19 protein-coding genes are annotated in these 18,351 nt (G+C 56.9%); 6 read left to right on the top strand and 13 right to left on the bottom strand.

Going from position 1 to position 18,351, the window contains the following annotated elements; all coding sequences use genetic code 11:
* Positions 1-396: 396 nt before the first annotated feature.
* From rlmB to ABD982_RS09420, 5 genes are all read right to left on the bottom strand, one after another.
* On the bottom strand, positions 397-1,377 hold the full coding sequence (rlmB, locus tag ABD982_RS09440; RefSeq protein ID WP_251380177.1) for a 23S rRNA (guanosine(2251)-2'-O)-methyltransferase RlmB: 981 nt from the start codon (positions 1,375-1,377) through the stop codon (positions 397-399).
* Positions 1,378-1,473: 96 nt separating this feature from the next.
* A complete protein-coding gene (gene cysS / locus ABD982_RS09435) occupies positions 1,474-2,892 on the bottom strand; it encodes a cysteine--tRNA ligase (RefSeq protein ID WP_345446825.1) in 1,419 nt (472 codons plus the stop codon).
* 320 nt (positions 2,893-3,212) lie between these two features.
* Positions 3,213-3,701, bottom strand: coding sequence for a 2-C-methyl-D-erythritol 2,4-cyclodiphosphate synthase (gene ispF, locus ABD982_RS09430; RefSeq protein WP_345446822.1), 489 nt, complete (start codon positions 3,699-3,701; stop codon positions 3,213-3,215).
* Positions 3,698-4,477, bottom strand: a complete 780-nt coding sequence (gene ispD / locus ABD982_RS09425; protein WP_345446820.1) for a 2-C-methyl-D-erythritol 4-phosphate cytidylyltransferase — start codon at positions 4,475-4,477, stop codon at positions 3,698-3,700. Before ispD ends, ispF begins: the two co-directional genes overlap by 4 nt.
* A gap of 20 nt (positions 4,478-4,497) precedes the next feature.
* Complete coding sequence (locus ABD982_RS09420; protein WP_251380183.1) at positions 4,498-4,983, bottom strand: CarD family transcriptional regulator; 486 nt, start codon at positions 4,981-4,983, stop codon at positions 4,498-4,500.
* A gap of 226 nt (positions 4,984-5,209) precedes the next feature.
* Between ABD982_RS09420 and ABD982_RS09415 the strand changes: the two genes are divergently transcribed.
* Entirely contained in the window at positions 5,210-5,740 is a 531-nt protein-coding gene (locus tag ABD982_RS09415; RefSeq protein ID WP_345446817.1) for a hypothetical protein, read from the top strand.
* Between the two features lie 76 nt (positions 5,741-5,816).
* Here the strand turns inward: ABD982_RS09415 and ABD982_RS09410 are convergent, their stop codons facing one another.
* Positions 5,817-6,497, bottom strand: coding sequence for a response regulator transcription factor (locus tag ABD982_RS09410; RefSeq protein WP_251380186.1), 681 nt, complete (start codon positions 6,495-6,497; stop codon positions 5,817-5,819).
* Positions 6,498-6,545: 48 nt separating this feature from the next.
* On the bottom strand, positions 6,546-7,739 hold the full coding sequence (locus tag ABD982_RS09405; RefSeq protein ID WP_345446810.1) for a sensor histidine kinase: 1,194 nt from the start codon (positions 7,737-7,739) through the stop codon (positions 6,546-6,548).
* A 182-nt stretch (positions 7,740-7,921) separates the two neighbouring features.
* Between ABD982_RS09405 and phoU the strand changes: the two genes are divergently transcribed.
* Positions 7,922-8,581 carry a phosphate signaling complex protein PhoU gene (phoU, locus tag ABD982_RS09400; RefSeq protein WP_251380188.1) on the top strand — a complete coding sequence of 220 codons (660 nt, stop codon included), beginning with the start codon at positions 7,922-7,924 and terminating at the stop codon, positions 8,579-8,581.
* Between the two features lie 97 nt (positions 8,582-8,678).
* Here phoU and ABD982_RS09395 read toward each other — a convergent pair whose 3' ends face one another.
* The 3 genes from ABD982_RS09395 to ABD982_RS09385 all read right to left on the bottom strand — a co-directional run bounded on the left by ABD982_RS09395 (position 8,679) and on the right by ABD982_RS09385 (position 11,093).
* Positions 8,679-9,419 carry a phosphoglyceromutase gene (locus ABD982_RS09395; RefSeq protein WP_345446805.1) on the bottom strand — a complete coding sequence of 247 codons (741 nt, stop codon included), beginning with the start codon at positions 9,417-9,419 and terminating at the stop codon, positions 8,679-8,681.
* A 153-nt stretch (positions 9,420-9,572) separates the two neighbouring features.
* Positions 9,573-9,887, bottom strand: a complete 315-nt coding sequence (locus tag ABD982_RS09390; protein ID WP_251380191.1) for a DUF2516 family protein — start codon at positions 9,885-9,887, stop codon at positions 9,573-9,575.
* 12 nt (positions 9,888-9,899) lie between these two features.
* Complete coding sequence (locus tag ABD982_RS09385) at positions 9,900-11,093, bottom strand: trans-sulfuration enzyme family protein (protein ID WP_251380192.1); 1,194 nt, start codon at positions 11,091-11,093, stop codon at positions 9,900-9,902.
* Positions 11,094-11,196: 103 nt separating this feature from the next.
* Here ABD982_RS09385 and tmk point away from each other — a divergent pair, with 103 nt between their 5' ends.
* The 3 genes from tmk (at position 11,197) to yczE (ending at position 13,816) form a co-directional block, all read left to right on the top strand.
* The gene (gene tmk / locus ABD982_RS09380) at positions 11,197-11,874 is read left to right on the top strand and encodes a dTMP kinase (RefSeq protein WP_345446801.1); all 678 of its coding nucleotides are present in this window, start codon (positions 11,197-11,199) and stop codon (positions 11,872-11,874) included.
* On the top strand, positions 11,871-13,007 hold the full coding sequence (locus tag ABD982_RS09375; RefSeq protein ID WP_345446798.1) for a DNA polymerase III subunit delta': 1,137 nt from the start codon (positions 11,871-11,873) through the stop codon (positions 13,005-13,007). The genes tmk and ABD982_RS09375 overlap by 4 nt, the downstream gene beginning before the upstream one ends.
* 149 nt (positions 13,008-13,156) lie before the next feature.
* Entirely contained in the window at positions 13,157-13,816 is a 660-nt protein-coding gene (yczE, locus tag ABD982_RS09370; protein WP_345446795.1) for a membrane protein YczE, read from the top strand.
* A gap of 79 nt (positions 13,817-13,895) precedes the next feature.
* Here yczE and ABD982_RS09365 read toward each other — a convergent pair whose 3' ends face one another.
* The 3 genes from ABD982_RS09365 to manA form a co-directional block, all read right to left on the bottom strand.
* Positions 13,896-15,260, bottom strand: a complete 1,365-nt coding sequence (locus ABD982_RS09365) for a PFL family protein (protein ID WP_345446793.1) — start codon at positions 15,258-15,260, stop codon at positions 13,896-13,898.
* A 7-nt stretch (positions 15,261-15,267) separates the two neighbouring features.
* On the bottom strand, positions 15,268-15,537 hold the full coding sequence (locus ABD982_RS09360; protein WP_237203361.1) for an ACT domain-containing protein: 270 nt from the start codon (positions 15,535-15,537) through the stop codon (positions 15,268-15,270).
* Between the two features lie 74 nt (positions 15,538-15,611).
* Entirely contained in the window at positions 15,612-16,805 is a 1,194-nt protein-coding gene (gene manA / locus ABD982_RS09355) for a mannose-6-phosphate isomerase, class I (protein WP_345446790.1), read from the bottom strand.
* Between the two features lie 136 nt (positions 16,806-16,941).
* On the opposite strand from manA, the gene ABD982_RS09350 reads away from it, so the two are divergent.
* On the top strand, positions 16,942-18,345 hold the full coding sequence (locus ABD982_RS09350) for a phosphomannomutase/phosphoglucomutase (protein ID WP_345446787.1): 1,404 nt from the start codon (positions 16,942-16,944) through the stop codon (positions 18,343-18,345).
* Positions 18,346-18,351: the final 6 nt, after the last annotated feature.

Below are 18,351 nucleotides of genomic sequence, written 5' to 3'. Positions count from 1 at the left end.
TTCTTCTTCTTCAAGCAGTGGGAAACACTATGTGATTAGGCGTTTTGTCCTTCCGTGGCCTTCAGGTTTTTATCCCTGTGCCGCGGCGACTGGTAATACTTTACGCAGGTTCAAACAGGGGCGCAACTCGAAAAAGAGCTAAAACCTTGCCCTTAGAGAGCAAAAAGGGTGACCGGGGCTAGGGTGCGCGTTCTTTTTAGCATTAAAAGCCCTGGTCAGAGCGTTTGAGTGAAGCAGGTCTATGGCTTAAGTCTATGACCCAGTACATATAAATTTCTTTTAAAAATACTCTACAAAGGGTTTTTAAGGCAGAAAAACGCCCCAAAACCCTCCGCAAACAGATTCTGCAAAGAATTCTGGGGCGTTATCTACCTAGAGAGCGAAAACTGAAGTTCTCTAGGCAGCGCGCCGACGTGATACCTCGTAGAGGGAGATACCCACAGCCATAGAAGCATTGAGGGATTCCATAGCTGAGCTAATCGGGATGGATACAATCTGATCGCACTTCTCGGTCACCAAACGGGAAAGCCCCTTACCCTCAGAACCCACCACAATCATCAGGGGTTCTGACGCCAGCTCAAGGTTAGGAAGATCGACATCGCCGCCGCCATCCAGACCCACTACGAAGACACCAGCGTCCTTTGCCTGCTCAATGACACGCACCAGGTTGGTCGCCTTTGCAACGGGAATACGAGCCGCGGCACCCGAAGAAGTCTTCCAGGCTGAAGCGGTCATAGCCGCACTGCGACGCTCAGGGATAATGACACCATTACCAGCAAAAGCAGATACGCTGCGGATAATCGCACCCAGGTTGCGCGGATCGGTAATACCGTCCAGAGCAACAAATAGAGGAGGGGTATCCATCTTCTTGTCGTACCAGCGGTCCATAGTATCTAGTACCATGTTGCCCGCATCGGGGTACTTATACGGAGGGATCTGCAGTGCCACGCCCTGGTGCACCGAGTTATCGGTGAGACGATCTAGCTCGCCTCGACCAATTTCAAGGATAGGTAGACCCTGTTTATTAGCCTCGGTCAAAATTTCACGCACGCGGTCATCGACCTCAATACGGGACATCACAAAGAGGGTCTTAGCCGGGATGCCGGTCTGCAAAGCCTCAAGCACAGAGTTACGGCCGGTAGCCAGCTCATCAGAGGCGCGCTTGCCACCGAGTCGGGGTGAACGTGAGCGCACGGTGTTGGTCACCTGACGATTCTCAGCAGCACGCTTCATCTTGTGCGCCTTGTGGTAGACACGGTCCTCTGCCTTGGGAGTGCTCCCGCGGCCCTCTAGAGCCTTGCGTCCGTGACCGCCGGTGCCCTTAGAAGGGCCCTTCTTCTTGGTGGTTGCGCCGGGGCGTGAGCCAGCCTTAGCCATAGTATTCCTTTGTTTGAAAGATTCTTGCTTGCCTACTAGCTTACCGACAGCACTGCATCTTTGGGACGAGAGCTAGGGCACGGCAGGTTGCGGACGCTAACCGAGTGACCAGGTGGAACCGCTGGTCCCGTCCTTGATCGTCAAGCCTGCGGCAGCAAGGGCATCACGAATTTCATCGGCCTTCGCCCAATCCTTGGCGGCACGCGCCTCGGTTCGCTGGGCCAGCATAGTCTGAATGAGAGAGTCCAGAGCGGCATGTTCCCCACCAGTATCTGCCGACCCGCCAAAGTTCATGAGTTCCACCAGACCCAGCACTTTTGCCATGGCGTATACCTCTGAGGCTTCGGTTTCAGCGCTACTGCCTGCTACCAGCGCAGCGTTACCGGCCTTGACCTTCTCATGCAGGACGGCGAGCGCTTGGGGGATACCCAGATCATCATCCATCGCCTCAGCAAAAGCTGCAGGGACGACGGAGCTAGCGCTGTGATAGCTCTGAGTCTTTGCCAGGAAAGCCTCAATACGTTCTACTGCAACACGGGCTTCATCAAGGGAGGTGGGGCGGTAGTCCAGGACCGAGCGGTAGTGCGCCTGGCCCAGGTAGTAGCGCACCGCTAGGGGGCGGGCTGCAGCCAGCATGTCTTCGGGGGAAACAGTGTTACCAATGGACTTGGACATTTTTTCGCCCTCATAGGTGACCAAGCCGTTGTGCATCCAAAAGTTGGCAAACCCGTAGCCAGCTACCTGGGACTGTGCCATCTCATTCTCGTGATGGGGGAAGCGCAGGTCCAGACCTCCACCGTGAATATCGAAGGTTTCGCCCAGGTACTTACCCGCCATGGCGGAGCACTCTAGGTGCCAGCCGGGGCGCCCCTTTCCCCAGGGAGAAACCCACGATGCGGTTTCCGGCTCGCCCTGCTTGTAGCCCTTCCACAGGGCGAAGTCACGGGGATCACGCTTACCGCGGGGGTCGGCGTCGGGGGCGTCCTGCATATCATCAATGCTCTGGTGCGTCAGCGAACCATACTGCGGCCAGGAGCGCACATCGAAGTAGACATCGCCGGAGTCATCGAGGGCAGGGTAAGCATAGCCGCGGTCGATAAGACGCTGAATAAGGGCGAACATCTCCGGGATGTGGCCGGTTGCACGCGGCTCATAGGTGGGAGGTGCAATATTGAGGGCGGCATAAGCCTGTCCAAAAATCTTTTCGAAACGGTAGGCCAGCGCCCACCACTCTTCGCGGGGGTGGTCTCCGGTGTAGCTATCCTCGTAAGAGGATGCGGAGTTCACCAGAATTTTGTCATCGATGTCGGTGACATTACGAACGGTGGTAACTTTCAGCCCGCGGTAGGACAGCCAACGAGCTAACTGGTCAAAGACCAGGCCGGAGCGGATATGCCCGATATGAGGTGCACCCTGCACGGTGGCACCGCAGTAGTAGATGCGCGCCTCGCCCGGGTGAACCGGCTGAAAGTCGCGGATGGTGGAAGTTGCTGAATCGTAAAAACGTATAGTCACATACCCCAGTTTACCGACTGGTACCAGACTGCCGGTAGCTGAAGGTCATAGGGTGCAAGAGGTGAGCAATGAGAAGGGGGCCTTCTGCGCCTCATATAGGCATGTGGCTTTAGTTTTAATCCTCTGCCCTAAGACAGTGATGTCCGTGTCTGGGCGGGTCGTTGGGATCGAGTCATGAGCGTAGAAGGCGAACACCACCTTGCCGAGCACCTTTAGGGGAATATGCATGAATGACAAGAGTAGGGGGCACACAGCTACCTTCTCGATGGCTTCCCCGGCCGCCCTGAGGGGGACTATTGTAGCCAGCAAGCCCCTGAAGCTTAGTGGCCGCTATCATCCTGCGCATAAATCAGAGCCACGGCGGTAGCCGCCACGCCCTCACCCCTGCCAGTTAGCCCCAACCCGTCGGTGGTGGTAGCCGTAATGGTGACCGAGGCACCCGCAGCCGCAGAGAGGACGCGGTTAGCTTCCTCCCGCCGAGGGGAAAACTTGGGCCGGTTACCAATCAGCTGCACAGCAATATTGCCAATATCAAAACCGGCAGCTCGTACAAGCTCCGCTGCCTCCGAAAGAATACGCACACCGGAAGCACCTGCCATCTCAGGTCGGTCCACACCAAAATTAGACCCTAAATCCCCCAGACCTGCAGCGGAGAAAAGCGCATCAGCAGCAGCATGAGCTACCACGTCGCCATCCGAGTGGCCAGATAAGCCAAGCTGACCCGGCCAGTGAAGACCGGCGACCCACAACTCGGTACCCTCCTGACCAAAAGCGTGAACATCGGTACCTGTTCCAATGCGGGGAATCATGCAGTCTCCTTATCTGCGCCACCGTGCAATGCTTGTGCAAGGGCAAAATCGAGCGGGGTTGTAATTTTGAAAGATTCGCTAGCTCCAGCTACCGTTGCCACCGGTATCTGAAGTGTTTCTGCCAGCATGGCATCATCGGTGATGCTCTCAGCTATGGACGGCGGCAGACCCCCCACTTGACGGTGAGCCTCTAGCAGGGTGGGAAGGTCAAACCCCTGCGGAGTTTGCACCGCCCGCAGATCAGTACGGGCCGGAGTCCCGGTCACATAGCCCCGGTCATCTACAGTCTTAATCGTATCCACCACCGGCACTACCGGTATAACAGCCCGCTTTCCCTCAGCAAGGGCGCTGGCTACCCGATGAAAAACCTGGGCCGGGGTGAAGCAACGAGCAGCGTCATGCACCAGGACGCCGGTGGGTAGCGCGTCACTAAAGCCAGGCTGGGACTGAGCACTTGAAAGCGCTGTGAGTGCGGCGGTGACCGACTCTGCGCGGGTAGCTCCACCCTCAACCGCTAGGGCACCAAATTTCTGGCAGACCAGCCTCAAGTCCCTGTCCCCCGGTGGGACGGTGACAACGATGCGGGCCGCTACTCCGGCAGACCCAGCACCCTCAAGCGCCCATTCCAACAGCGTCTTACCCGCTACCTTCACCGCGGCCTTGGGCATCGCGGCGCCTAGCCTGGACCCAGAACCGGCTGCCACAATAACAAGAGCGAGCACCGAACCGTTAGATACGGTTTCGGTGCTCGCTGCATCAAAAAAATTCTCGCTCACAGTCAGTGAGCATACCCGATTTAGACCGCTTCGAGGATCTTATCGAGCTCTACCTCAGCGGCGGACTCTTCGATGTCCTTCGCCAGGGCTACCTCAGAGGAAAGAATCTGACGTGCTTTAGCCAGCATGCGCTTCTCACCAGCAGACAGACCACGATCATTCTCTCGCCGCCACAAATCGCGTACGACCTCAGCAACCTTCAAAACATCACCGGACGCCAGTTTCTCAACGTTAGCCTTGTACCGGCGCGACCAGTTGGATGCTTCTTCAGTATCGGTTGCCTGCAGAACTTCAATGACCTCCTGAAGGCCTCGCTCATCAACGACATCGCGCACGCCGACCATATCAACATTCTCTGCGGGAACCTCAATCACCAGGTCGCCATTAGCAACCTTGAGTTTCAGGTACATCTTTTCTTCGCCACGGATTTTGCGCATCTTAATCTCTTCGATTGTTGCAGCTCCGTGGTGAGGGTAAACGACGGTCTCGCCAACCTCAAAAACCATATGGATAAACCCCTTTCAGCCTATCTAGTCTATCATGAGAGGTTTATCGTGTAGTTTAAAGATTAATATTGACCACACGTGTGCATTCTTTTAGTGCCTCACGGCTCTGATACAGACGTTCCGTCGGCAAACCAGATAGAATGTGACCCAACGACACAAAACTGTGCATACACACTTTTCCCGCCGAGCGCGGGAAGCCTTCGAACCTATACAAGGAGTACAAGCCGTGAAGTTTGCAGCTTCTAAGACCCTTAAACGAGCAGGTGCCTCTGCTCTGGTCGCTTCATTCATGCTGACAGCAACCGGTTGCGGCTACATTTACGAGCAGCCCACCACCATCATTTACTCAGCATCAGATGGCCAGATGGCTAACCTGGGTAATGAAGACGTTCAGTTGCGTAACATCATGGTGATTTCCTCTGGCGAAGCAGAAGAAGGCCGCCTCTTGGGCACCATTCTGAACCAGACCGATGAGAACGCCACCGTCACCCTCGCCTTCCCCACTGAAACCGTCACCGTTGATGTTGAGGCAAACAGCGAAGTTCGCTTGGAAGACGAGGATCAGGCGACCACCCTGGCCGAGACCGGCGCTAATCCCGGTATGACCCTAATGGATGTTGAAGTTTCTTCCAACGTCACTGATGAGTCCACTACTTTCAATGTGCCGGTACTGGACGGCTCACACGATGAGTATGCCCCCTACCTGCCCAATGCGGCATCAGCTAGCGCCTCAGCTTCAGAAGAAGCAGACCGCTAAGTAAGCACATACAACTAAGCCCCTCGGTGTAGCACCGAGGGGCTTAGTTTTTTAATGGGCCTAGAAGGTGGCGGGCTTAGGGCTCAAACTTATAGCCCAGGCCGCGCACCGTAACTACATAACGCGGGGATGAGGGGTCAGGCTCGACCTTCGAACGCAGACGCTTAATGTGGACGTCAAGGGTCTTGGTATCCCCTACATAATCAGCACCCCACACCCGGTCAATCAGCTGAGAACGGGTCATGACACGACCCGCGTTGCGCAGGAGCATTTCAAGGAGCTCAAACTCCTTGAGGGGCATCGAGATAGGTTCCCCAGTAACAGTAACCACGTGCCGCTCAATATCCATACGCACCGGGCCACCTTCAAGAGCGCCAGAGTCCTGCTCCTCAACCTCACCCTGGCGACGCAATACCGCACGCACACGAGCAATCAGCTCACGCGAGGAATAGGGCTTGGTGACATAGTCATCGGCGCCCAGCTCAAGGCCCAACACCTTATCAATCTCTGAATCCTTCGCCGTCAGCATGATGATGGGTACCGCGCTACTTGACCGAATCTGCTTACAGACCTCCATCCCAGACTGGCCCGGCAACATCACATCCAGCAGCACCAAATCAGCACCATTACGTTCAAACTCAGTAACAGCGTCCAGCCCGTTATCTACGACCTGAACATCGAAGCCCTCCCGTCCCAGCAAAAAGGCAAGGGGATCACTCAGCGACTCTTCGTCTTCAACCACTAAAATTCGGGTCACGTCTTCTGCGTCCTTATAGTTTTCGCTGAAAATCCAGCGTTATCTTATTTACTTATCTTGTACTACCTGGGAGAGCGCACCAGTTTCGGTGCTTTCTCCCAGCAAATCTTGTTCACTGGCCTCATCAACCAAAGGCAGGGCAATGGTGAAGGTTGACCCCTCACCCTGCTTTGACCAGAGGGTAACCTCACCACCGTGCTGACCCACGATATGTTTAACGATGCTCAACCCCAAGCCGGTCCCACCGGTCTGGCGTGAGCGGGCAGGGTCTACACGGTAAAAACGTTCAAAAATTCGATCTTGCTCGTCTTCGGGGATGCCTGGGCCTTCATCCTTCACTGAAATTCTAACAGTGCCCTCTTTCACACTCACCCCGATGCCCACCTTCGTATTCTCAGGGGAGTAACGGATAGCGTTTTCAATTAAGTTACGCAGAGCGGTGCTCAACAGCTCAGGATCACCGTGCACGGGCCGTAGACATCTACCGCCCACCAGCAAATCGATATTTTTGCCTTCTGCCGTTAGCCGGTTGCGGTCCACCGCATCGGCAACCATTTGGCTGATATCAACCAGGGTAGAAGTCAGCACCACGTCAGCAGACTGCAGGCGGGATAGCTCAATGACATCCTGCACCAGGGCAGCCAGGCGCTGGGATTCCTTCTTGAGCTTACTAGAGAAATAGAGTACTGATTCCGGGTCATCGACCGAAGTTTCGATAGCTTCGGCCATCAAGCCAATAGCACCTACCGGTGTCTTCAACTCATGGGAAACGTTAGCGACGAAGTCAGTACGCACGGTTTGGGCGCGGGTAATCTCAGTGCGGTCATCAGCCAAGACCAAAATATACTCATCACCTACCGGTGCAACTCTCAGATCAATGACCAAACGGTTTTCCTCATAAAAACCGCGGGTCAGCACAATCTCTTTCTCAGCGATAGCACCCTTGGTGCGAACCTGATCGATCAGCTCCAGCATCTCCTCCGCAACCACAGTGTGGCCTCTTACCAGGCCCAAGGCATAGGCGCCCGGAGAAGCCTGCACCACGCCGTCCACAGCGTCCACTACCACGTAGGCCCTGCCAATCACAGCAAGCACCTCAGCAGCACCGTCACTCACGGTAGGTTCCTCAACATCAGCCCACCGAGCCCGTTGCCGCTCGCTACGCTGCACAGCAAGGATGCTGACAGCGCCCACCACCAGGCCCAGAAGAGCTGCGCATAAAATGCTTACGATAAAGTTCACATCTATCAGCTTAGGGTGCGCCGTCATCTTTTAAGCACGAAAACCACCAATAATCCCGTGGGTTCAACTAACGTTTACCCACGTATAGAGTTTCGTTCACATGAACCTGAGACCCTAAAGGGTAAGCATCGGCCGCGCGCCGCTGCACACCGCTAATGTACCCGTGTGGAAAGGACGCGCTCTTGCGTAAAGTCTTCCAAGCTGAACTCCAGCATGTGGGCGAAGAGCTCATTCAAATCGCAACCCTCGTCAAAGAAGCTCTAGAACGTGCTTCCAACGCCTTCTTAGAAACTGATATCCAAGAAGCCGAAGAAGTTATTTCCAACGATGCTCGCATTGACTTCATGCAAAATGAGCTGGACGAACGCTCCATCGACATTCTGGCTCTGCAGGGGCCCGTTGCTTCTGACCTTCGCATGATTGTAGGCGCTCTGCGCATGAGCTCCTCCCTAGAACGCATGGGTGACCTTGCACGCCACGTAGCCCAGGTAGCGCGCATGCGCTACCCTGCCCCCGTGCTTCCCGATTCCATCACCCCCATTTTCACTGAAATCATTGAACTGGATAAAAAAATCATCGATAGCGTGATTGCTCTACTCGAAACCCGCGAGCTCTCCCACGCCCAAGATATTGCCAAGCACAAGGTACGTATCAACGAACTACACGTAGAGGTCTTCAACCGCATGGCAGCCGACGACTGGGACCACCCCGCACAAACAACAGTGGACGTCACTCTCGCTTCCCGTTACCTAGAGCGCTTCGGCGACCACGGGGTTTCAGTAGCTCGCAAGGTGACCTACCTGGTCACCGGTGACTGGAACGCGGTTCCCCAAAGCCTGTAGAACCCGGCAAGCTTCTGCCCAGAAAATATAAAAGCCGGACGCCGGCACCCCAGTGGGTGCCGGCGTCCGGCTTTAAGGTCTAGCCTAGGTGAAAGATTTACTTCTTACCCTGGTTAGCTACAGCCTTGATGGCGTCCTTAGCTGCCTCGGGGTCCAGGTATTCGCCGGGGCCAACAGGCGTGAAGTTATCATCCAGCTCGTAGTAGAGGGGGATACCGGTGGGAATGTTCAGACCGGCGATGTCCTCATCTGAAATACCCTCAAGGTTCTTGACCAAGGCACGCAGGGAGTTACCGTGCGCAGCGACCAGAACGGTCTTGCCAGCCTTCAGATCTTCCTTAATGTCTGATTCCCAGTAAGGGAGCATACGCTCGAGGACGTCTTTGAGGCACTCGGTGCGAGGAGCGTTTTCAATGTCAGCGTAACGGGGATCGTTAGCCTGTGAGAACTCATCATTATCATCAAGAACGGGAGGAGCGATGTCGTAGGAACGACGCCAGGTCATGAACTGCTCTTCACCGTAGGTCTCTAGGGTCTGAGTCTTGTCCTTGCCCTGGAGCGCACCGTAGTGACGCTCGTTCAGGCGCCAGTTGCGCTTGACGGGAATCCAGTGACGGTCAGCCGCGTCAAGAGCCAGGTTAGCGGTGTTGATAGCGCGACGCTGCAGAGAGGTGTGAACGATATCGGGAAGGATATCGCGCTCCTTCATCAGCTCACCACCACGAGTAGCCTCAGCACGACCCTTTTCGGTCAGTGCCACATCTACCCACCCGGTGAAGAGGTTCTTTTCGTTCCATTCTGATTGCCCGTGACGGAGCAGTACCAATTTGTAAGTCATAGCACCATTATCCCACTTAAACCCTGCAAATAAAAGGTAAACCCACACAGATTCACGAAAACCGCTCGTGGTACGGGCAGTTCATCATGAACTGTGTGGGTTCAAAGCACAGACTCGCAGACCGCTCCCTACGCCGGCAGGGGTGCAGAGGTCTTAGCGGCGACGCACCGAAACGACCGGGCGGACATCCGCCAGGAAGACTCCTACGGCAGTTGCCGCAATGAGCTGTATGAAGAGGGAGCCACCAACGAACTGTGAAGCCTGCACCGCCATGAGAACCAAGAAAACTGCGGAGGCCCCGGTAACACCCATCCAGAAACCCTTAGTACGTTTAAAAGCACTCTGGTAGGCATACCCGCTAGCACGAGCAGCCTCAATGAAAGCAAAAATTGCGACGGCAGCCAAAGCCACAGCCAGTATCAACTGAACATAATACTGTGTAAAGATTACGAGTTCGTAGGGGCGCATAGTGCCTTTTCCTTAGTCGGTCAGAAGGGTCAGCGCCTGGTCAAGGTCAGCGTAAAGATCATCGGCATTCTCAATACCCACCGATAGACGCAAAAGCGATTCAGGGATGCTGACCGGCTCGGACCCGTGACGGCGGCGGCGCTCAATCAGTGATTCTACGCCACCTAAGGACGTTGCGGGAGTCCAGAGATGCAGGCGGTTCATCACCTCTTCGGTCTGGGCTACATCAGCCTTGAGCACCACGCAGAGGATAGCGCCGAAGCCGTCCATCTGCGCCTTGGCGCGTTCGTGGTAGCGGTCAGTGGGAAGACCTGGGTAACGGACCTCTTCAACAGCGGGGTGCTGGCTCAGACGCTCAGCAAGAACCTGGGCGTTCTGAACTGATTTCTTCATACGCAGGGCCAAAGTGCGTACGCCTCTCAACCCCAAAAAGGCTTCAAAGGGGCCGGGAATAGCGCCGTTGAGTGAGCGGTGCTCCAGCATGACGGCGCGGATTTCGGGGCGGTTGGTGACGGCCAGGCCCAGTACTACATCTGAATGCCCCGCAATGAACTTGGTGGCCGAGTGCACCACAATGTCAGCGCCCAACTGCAGGGGGCGCTGCAGCAGCGGAGTAGCAAAGGTGTTATCAACAGCAGTGACCACACCAAGGCGCTGGGCTGCCTCAATGAGAGCGGGAAGATCAGCGACCTCCAGCATGGGGTTGGTGGGGCTTTCCAACCAGAGCAGCACCTGAGGCGCTGCGTAATCAATGTTCTGCGCGGTCACCCCGCGAGCCGCAGCCGCAGCTTCTATCGCCTCAATAGCTCCCTGCGTATCGTCCACGTCAATGCGGATCACCTCGGTGATACCCCGGCGTTCAAGCTTCTTAGCGATAGAAATAGAAGCCATGTAGGCATGCTTGGGAATCAAGATAGCGGAGCCAACTGGCACGAGATCTTCAACAGCGGCAACCGCTGCCATACCCGAAGCAAAAAGTAGACCGGGCAGAGAGGCACCCTCAAGATCAGCGATAACCTCTTCGAGCCCATTCCAGGAGGGGTTATCAAACCGGGCGTATACCTTGTCGTTGATCGTATCGACGGTGCCAGCACCACGGAAGGTGGAGGTCATCATAATCGGAGTGTTGACCGGGGCATCGTGCTCATGGGCAGGGCGGCCAGCAGAGACGGCCAGGGTTTCAGGGGATAGCTTCTGTTCAGTCATGAACACTAGCCTACGCCCACCGGGCTCATCCGTAGTCACAAAAGTTCAACTGCTAAGACTCGGGCAACTGTGACGATCGCTGAGCCTTGGTAGGCTTATACCCGTGAGACACGCGCTAAACTACACTCCAGAAATTGACGCCACTGTCGGGCAGAATACCGGTAGCGGCTTTTTCATTGCCTTTGAAGGTGGTGATGGGTCGGGCAAGACCACTCAGATCAAACTGCTGGCCCAGGCACTGACCGCCCGCGGCTTTAATGTGCTGGTGACCCGTGAGCCAGGAGGCACCGACATCGGGGAAAAACTGCGCGCTCTAGTGCTGGAACACGGACAGGGGGAAGTGGACCCTCATACCGAAGCGCTCATCTTCGCAGCCTCCCGAGCTGCCCATGCCCACCAGAAAATTCGCCCAGCCCTAGCAGAGGGCAAAGTGGTGCTTTGCGACCGCTATATCGACTCGTCAGCTGCCTACCAGGGTGCCGGGCGCGGTCTGGGCGTCGAGAACATTGTCGACCTGAGTCTCTGGGCCACGTCCAATCTTCTGCCCCACACCACCGTGCTACTGGACGTTCCTCTAGGGGAAGGTCGCGAGCGTGCCGGTGCCCGCGGCCAGGCTGATCGCATGGAATCAGCAGATGATAGTTTCTACGCCGCCCTGCACGAAACCTTCCGCGCCCGCGCCGCGGCTGCCCCCGCACGCTACGCGGTGATTGACGGGGCACAGTCTGTTCAGGAAGTGCACCGGGACGTCTTAGCAGCAGCCTTGAAGGTGCTCTCATGAGCGTCTGGGATACCCTCATCGGCCAGCCCGATGCGCTGACAGCCCTGCAGCGGGCGTCCGCCGATGAACGCCCCACCCACGCCTGGCTCTTTACCGGCCCACCCGGGGCAGGGCGGGAGACCGCAGCCCTTGCCTTTGCAGCTGCACTGCTCTGCGAGCGCGAACTCGGCCAGCGCGGCTGTGGTGCCTGCCGTTCCTGCCAGACCGTGCTGAGTGGGTCCCACGCGGATTTTGTGCATTTCAGAACCGAAAAAACGCAGATCACTATCGACGAGGCCCGTGATTTTGTGGTGCGGGCGCAAGATCGCCCGGCAGTGGGGCGCTGGCGCGTCATGCTGATTGAGGATGCGGACCGCATGCCTGAACGCACCTCGAACGTGCTGCTCAAAGCGATTGAAGAGCCGCCGCCACATACTATTTGGCTGTTGACTGCGCCCTCCCCTGCCGATGTGCTGGTGACAATCAGATCACGCTGCCGCCCGGTGAACCTAAAGGTACCCACCACTGATGCTGTTACTGCTGCTCTGGTCTCAGGTGGGCACGCGCCGGAGGCCGCTGAACTGGCGGCCCGTATGTCTCAGGGCAATCTTGAGGTAGCTCGCAGGCTGGCCGAGGATGAAGATGCGCGTAAGCGCCGCAGTAGGGTGGTGCATCTACCGATCTCCCTGCCTACCGTGGCTGCTGCGATGGAAGCAGCCGACGAACTGATTTCCATTGCCGAAGCTGAAGCTGAAGCAGATGCTAGCGCCCGCAATGACACGGAGCGAGCTGCTCTGCTGATGTCCTTAGGCTACGAGGACGGTGAGCGGCTCTCGCCCACTCACCGCTCGCAGCTACGTCAGCTAGAAGAGGATCAGAAACGTCGCGCCAAGCGCATACAGACTGATACCCTGGACCGTTTCCTGGCTGATATTCAGACCGTGTTGAGGGATGTGCTGACCCTACAGCTGCGCACCGATTCGGAGCTCATCAACGCCCACCTGGGCCAGGGCCTCTACGACTATGCAGCAGCTGGCTCCGCAGAACGCACCCTTGCCCACCTGGACGCTGTTGCCGCTACCCGGCGCCGTCTGCAGAGCAATGCCAGCCCCCGCCTAGCTTTTGAGGCGATGATGACGGGGTTTGTTAGGTAGGCACAGCCTCGTGGTGGTCTTCAGGTAACCCACCCGGTCATAGGCATAATCAAGATAGCTTCCAGCGTCTGTGGGTTATTTCTTCTCAGAAATTGATTGCATCACACCGGTGTTTTCAGAGAACTGACAGCAAACCCTATGATGGAAGGATGCCCCAAACAAGCCCCTCACCCCTAGCCCATCTGACGCCACTGCAGCAGCTACGAGCTGGCAAGCTGGCCCTGCGCCTACCCATGCTCGTTATCGGACTGATCGGCTTTGGTGCGTCCTGCGCTCTTCTCATCAAGGCAGGGTTGGGCGCCCTGGGCTGGGATGTGCTCACTCTAGGCATCATGGAACTCACCGGAGCCTCCTACGGGTTGATTACCATCATCACTTCTTTTGTGGTGCTGCTCTTTTGGATTCCCCTCAAAGAGATACCGGGGCTGGGCACCCTGGCTAACGCCGTGCTGGTGGGTCTTTCAGCGGATGTTGCTATGGGCTTGATTCCCGATCCCTCCCATACATTGCTGCAGTGGGCCTACCTGCTGGTGGGTATCCTGCTCTTCTCTTTCTTTGATGCCCTCTACCTGGGTGCGCAGTTTGGCTCCGGTCCGCGCGATGGTCTCATGACCGGCCTGGTGCGGGTGACCGGACGCCCGGTCTGGCTCGTGCGTTCAGTGCTAGAGGTCAGCGTAGTGCTTGCCGGTATCGCGATGGGCGGCCAGTTCGGTATCGGCACTCTACTCATTGCCTTCACCATCGGTCCGCTCATCGGCTGGTTCCTCCCCAAGGTGACAGTGCGCCTGACGCCCAGAACCCGGAACTGACGGAGATAACGGCGACTAGCCACATAAAAACTGCGGCCCCCTATCAGCTGATAGGGGGCCGCAGTTTTAATCAAGAGGTCTAGTTACGGAAGCCATGCACCGGTGAGGGAATGCGGCCGCCGCGGGCGGCAAAGAGCTCAGCCGATTCGGGGTGGGTAGGCATGACGGGGGCGCGACCCAGCAGGCCACCGAACTCCACCATGTCACCGATTTCCAGCCCGATAGCAGGAATGACGCGCACGGCGGTGGTCTTGTGGTTCATGACGCCAATTGCCGCCTCGTCGGCAATCATGGCCGCGATGGTGGACGCCGGGGTGTCACCGGGAATAGCCACCATATCCAAACCCACTGAGCAAATAGCGGTCATGGCCTCTAGCTTATCCAAGGTAATCTTGCCGGCGGCAGCGGCTTCAATCATGCCGATATCCTCAGAGATTGGGATGAAGGAGCCAGATAAGCCACCTACGTGCGAGCAGGCCATGAGCCCGCCCTTCTTAACCGCGTCGTTGAGCAGAGCAAGGGCGGCAACGGTGCCGTGGGTACCCACCGATTCCAGACCCATTTCTTCCAGCACGTGCGCCACAGAATCGCCCACCTCAGCGGTGGGTGCCAAGGACAGATCGACAATGCCGAATTCAACACCCAGGCGTTCAGCCGCCAGGGTGCCTACCAGCTGACCCATGCGGGTAATCTTGAAGGCTGCTTTCTTGATAACCTCAGCGCAGACGTCAAAGGATTCACCGCGAGCGCTTTCCAGTGCTCGCTTAATAACGCCGGGGCCAGAGACGCCCACAGAGACCACTGTGTCTGCCTCTTGGACGCCGTGGAAGGCACCTGCCATAAAGGGGTTATCGGAAACAGCGTTGGCGAAGACCACCAGCTTGGAGCAACCAAAGCCGTGAGCCTCCGCTGAACCTTCAGCGGTTTCACGGATGATCTCACCCATGGTACGCACCGCCGTCATGTTGATGCCGGCGCGAGATGAGCCGATATTGACGGAGGCACAGACCACATCGGTCTCGTTGAGCGCGCGCGGAATGGAACGCATCAGCTTCTCATCGGCAGGGGTGGCACCCTTATCAACCAGAGCGGTGAAACCGCCGATGAAGTTAACCCCTACAGCCTTAGCGGCGGCGTCTAGGGTCTTAGCGAACTCTACGTAGTCTTCATCTTGGCTGGCGCCGGCAACCAGAGCGATAGGGGTTACCGAAATGCGCTTGTTGATGATGGGGATGCCCAGCTCAGCTTCGATGCCCTCGGCTACCTCAACCAGGCGAGCAGCGCGGGAGGTGATTTTGTCGTAGATTTTTTGGCGGGCGACGGCGCCATTTGAGTCAGCGCAGTCCAGCAGGGAGATACCCATAGTGACCGTGCGGATATCGAGGCGGTCCTCGTCAATCATCTGCAGGGTCTCAAGAACGGAGCTTGAACGATCGGAAAACATGGTGCTCCTAGAGGGTATGCATGGCCTGGAAAATGGCATCGGACTGGATGCGAATCTGCACCTGCTGCTGCTCTTCTACCGGCTTCATAGCTTCTTGTAGCTCGGTGATGGACTGCTGGTTTTCATCAAAGCTGCCCTGCAGGATCATGGTGAAGTAGCCCTGCATCAGAGTCTGGGAGAGGTTTTCGATATTAACCTTGCGCTCGGCGAGCTTGCCGGTGACGCCTGCGATGATGCCTTCATGGTCGAGGCCGGTGACAGTCAGGATGATTTTCATACTGGTCCTTGATAGCGCTGGGCACGATAGTTACGTGCGAGATACACCCCTATCTTAGTTGATATCAGAGGGGTCTAGCGCTGGGCAGCTATATAGAGTTCGCCCTGCCCTGCAACACTCAGCTGGGCAGGATCGCCCACGTACATGACTGACTGGGTGCCGGTGAGGGTAAAGGTCTTGGTCTCATCACGCACCACCACGGTGCCAGCTGTGCAGAGAGTCACAGCAACGCCTTCCAGGGGAAGGGCGAGCTCTTCGCCCTCTGTGACGCTCAGGCGGGTGACGCTTAAGCGCTCATCCCACATGGTGTAGGTTGCCAGGGCACCCGCAGCAGGACGCTGAATGGTAGGGATGTTCTGGTGCTCGCCCAAAACGGTGATAAGTTCTTCTTCATCAACGTGCTTGCTGGTCAGGCCCGCTCGCATCACGTTATCGGAGGGGTACATCAGCTCAATAGCGGTACCCGAAACATAGGCGTGCACCTGACCATCAGGAGTGAAGACAGCATCGCCGGGTTCCAGGTGCAGCAGGTTCATCACCAAAGCCAACAGCAGACCGCGATCCCCGGGGTACTTAGCGTCCACCAGGGCAACCAGTTCAACCGCACCGGCAATTGCAGAGTTCTGCTCCTGCGCGTCCCGATGCTTTTTAGCCCATTTCTTAGCAGCTTTGACGGTCTTAGCGGTCGCTGTGCTAGCGGCGTCCTGAGGAATACGCACAATCGCAACCAGCAAATCACGGGGAGTCTTTGCCTGGGCCAGGACGCCGTTGAGCCAGTCCAGCTTGAGGGTGGTAGCAAAGCCACGTAACTCAGCGAAGTCCCGCACGCCGGTGAGAATGCGCATGGGGGTCAGCGCGATAAGGGTCTCTGGTTTAGAGAACTGGTCCTTGTAATTGCGGGTAGGGTCATCCAGGGCAACTCCACGCGCCTCTTCTTCCCGGTACCCGCGAGAAGCCTGCTGCGCAGTGGGGTGAACCTGAATCGATAGGGGCGATTCAATGGCAAGAATTTTGAACAGAAAAGGGAAAGTATCGTTCTCTCGCCTCGGGTTAAGGAACCGGTCGGGGTTCTGCGCCACCAGCGTGTCCAACGGCTGAGCGCCGCCGTCCACGTGGGCCAGGGAGGGTGCAGACGAGTGAGCGCCCACCCACAGTTCAGCCTCAGGTGCTTCAGTGGGTACGGGCACACCACGTATGAGCCCCAGCGTTTCACGCGAGCCCCACGCATAATTCTGAATCGGATTATCAAGAGAAAATAATTCACCCATACTCACTATGAAACCATGGACCCCTTGTCGCCGACAGCTATGCAGGGTTTACCCCTGGGTGTTTATCGCCATAAATCACAGCAGAATTAGCCGTGATCTAAGCCGTAGAACCTGGCCAGACTACTAGACTAGCCCTGTGAATACTATTGATTTAACTGCATCTTTTAAGGCTTACGATGTTCGCGGCATTGTGGGGGAAACCATCACCGCAGAGACCGTTCGCGCCACCGGCGCTGCCTTCGTTGACGTGCTTGAACTGGCGGGCCAGAACGTTTTGGTCGGTGCCGATATGCGCCCCTCCGGTAGCGAATTCATGGAAGCATTCGCTGAAGGGGCCACTGCCCGCGGCGCAAACGTCATCAACATCGGTCTGATTTCTACCGATGAGCTCTACTACGCCTGCGGTGTAGAGAACGCAGCCGGTGTCACCTTCACCGCCTCGCACAACCCCGCCGAGTACAACGGCATGAAAATGTCCAAGGCCGGTGCGGTGCCCATCTCCTCAGAATCCGGCCTCTTCGAGGTACGCGACCTGGCACAGAAATACCTGAACGAGGGCACCATACCCACCGTTGAAACCCCAGGAACGGTCAGCGAAAAGGACGTGCTGAAGGGCTACTCCGAATACCTGCGCAACCTGGTGGACCTCTCGGGCATCCGCCCCCTCAAGGTGGTAGTGGACGCCGGTAACGGCATGGGCGGCATGACCACCCCCGCCGTCCTGGGCGATACTATCCTGCCCGGTCTGCCCCTGGATATCGTTCCGCTCTATTTCGAGCTAGACGGTTCTTTCCCCAACCACCCTGCTAACCCTCTGGAGCCTGCCAACCTGGTAGATCTACAGAAGGCAGTGGTTGAGCACGGCGCTGATATCGGTCTTGCTTTTGACGGCGACGCCGACCGCTGCTTCGTCATCGACGAAAAAGGTGAACCTGTCACCCCCTCAGCGATTACCGCACTGGTTGCAGAGCGTGAAATCGCCCGCGCCCAGGCAGAAGGCAACGCAGAGCCAGTCATCATCTACAACCTGATTACCTCAAAGGCTGTACCCGAGCTGGTTAAGGCTAAGGGTGGCAAGGCCATCAAGACCCGTGTAGGCCACTCCTTCATCAAGGCTGTCATGGCAAAAGAAAATGGCGTCTTCGGCGGCGAGCACTCAGCCCACTACTATTTCAAGGACTTCTTCAACGCTGACACCGGCATGCTAGCTGCTATGCACGTGCTGGCAGCACTGGGCACCTCCAAGAAGGCGCTGTCAGAGATTGGTGCGAAATACTCCCCCTATATCCCCTCGGGTGAGATTAACTCAGAGCTTGAAGATAAGGCCGGCGCCATTGCCCGCGTTGCCGACCACTACGGCGACACCGTGGACATCAATACCATGGATGGCACCACCTTCGAGCACAAGACCGAAGGTTGGTGGGCTAACCTGCGCCCCTCTAACACCGAGCCCTTCCTGCGCCTCAACCTTGAAGCGCCGGACCAGGTGACCATGGAGCGTGTGCGCGATGAGATTCTTGCCATCGTTCGCGAAAGCTAACCAAAG

This window comes from Rothia endophytica (genome assembly GCF_039543885.1).
GTDB classification, from domain to species: domain Bacteria; phylum Actinomycetota; class Actinomycetes; order Actinomycetales; family Micrococcaceae; genus Rothia; species Rothia endophytica.
Note: the sequence above shows the minus strand (reverse complement) of the source record. Positions and strands in the feature narration are given on the sequence as shown.